Annotated in this window: 1 protein-coding gene; it reads left to right on the plus strand. The window is 60.4% G+C overall.

Features of this window, described 5'->3' with window-relative positions; genetic code table 11:
• Positions 1-58 precede the first annotated feature (58 nt).
• Positions 59-1,215 (plus strand): IS3 family transposase gene (locus GO615_RS27685; RefSeq protein WP_169133054.1). Its coding sequence is split into 2 segments (ribosomal slippage): positions 59-323 and positions 323-1,215, totalling 1,158 coding nucleotides; the frame shifts between segments, so codons are not numbered across the junction.
• Positions 1,216-1,251: the final 36 nt, after the last annotated feature.

A 1,251-nucleotide genomic window follows, 5' to 3' on the forward strand; every position in this document is an offset into this window, starting at 1 on the left:
TGGCCTGCTCCCGATTCTCCGGACACATTGCATGGCAACATGTGTCTAGGAGGAATCGATGCGAACAAGAAGGAAGTTCTCGGACGAGTTCAAGCGCGAGGCGGTGCGTTTGGCAACGCAGCCGGGTATGACGGCGACAGCGGTCGCCCGAGATCTGGGACTCGAGCGCAGCGTGCTGCGCCGATGGATGTTGAATGCGGAAGAAGGTCGCACCGATTTGACGCCTGGCAGGCCTCTGAAGAGCGACAGCCAGGCGGAACTTGAGCAACTGCGGCGCGAACTGGCGCGGGTGAAGATGGAGCGCGATATCTTAAAAAAGGCGCTCGGCTACTTCGCGAAGGACCCGACGTGAAGTTCGGCTTCGTTGCCAAACATCGGGCGGTGTGGCCGGTTCGGGTTCTATGTGAAGTGCTCGGAATTTCCCGCAGCGGCTTCTACGAATGGTTCAGTAGGCGGCCAAGCCCGCGTACCCGCGCCAACGAGAAGCTCACGGGGCTGATTCGGCAAAGCTTCGAAGCGAGCGATCGGACCTACGGTAGCCGACGTGTTTGGCACGACGTGCTTGCCTGGGGCGAGCACTGCGGCATTCATCGCGTTGCTCGCCTAATGAGGGCGGCCGGGCTGGCTGCGCGCAAGAAGCGTCGTCGCTCGCCCAACGATGCGGGCCTGCGGCCCGAACACAGCATTGCACCGAATCTGCTGCAGCGCGAGTTCGAGGCGGATGCGCCGAACAAGAAGTGGCTGGCCGACTTCACGTACCTGTGGACCGACGAAGGCTGGCTATACGTTGCGGCCGTGCTGGACCTGTACTCGCGAAGAATTGTCGGCTGGTCAATGAAGGCGGAAATGACTGCGCAACTGGTCATCGATGCGCTCTTGATGGCGGTCTGGCGGCGCGGTAAACCCAAGGAGCTGTTACACCATTCCGATCAGGGTAGCCAATACACCAGCGAAGACTTCCAGCGGCTGCTAGCCGACCAGGGCATCGTTTGCAGCATGAGTCGAAAGGGCAACTGCTGGGATAACGCCGCGATGGAGAGCTTCTTCTCCAGCCTCAAGACGGAACGTGCCGCGCGAAAGCGATATCCGACACGCGACGACGCTCGGGCGGACGTGTTCGACTACATTGAACGCTTCTACAATCCGCGGCGGCGTCACTCCGTGCTTGGATATCTCAGCCCGGTTCAGTTTGAAGAAAATATGGTGGCTGTGTAGCTACCGAAACTGTCCGGAGAATCGGGGGCAGGCCAC

The sequence above is a fragment of the Aromatoleum evansii genome (genome assembly GCF_012910805.1).
GTDB classification, from domain to species: Bacteria; Pseudomonadota; Gammaproteobacteria; order Burkholderiales; family Rhodocyclaceae; genus Aromatoleum; species Aromatoleum evansii.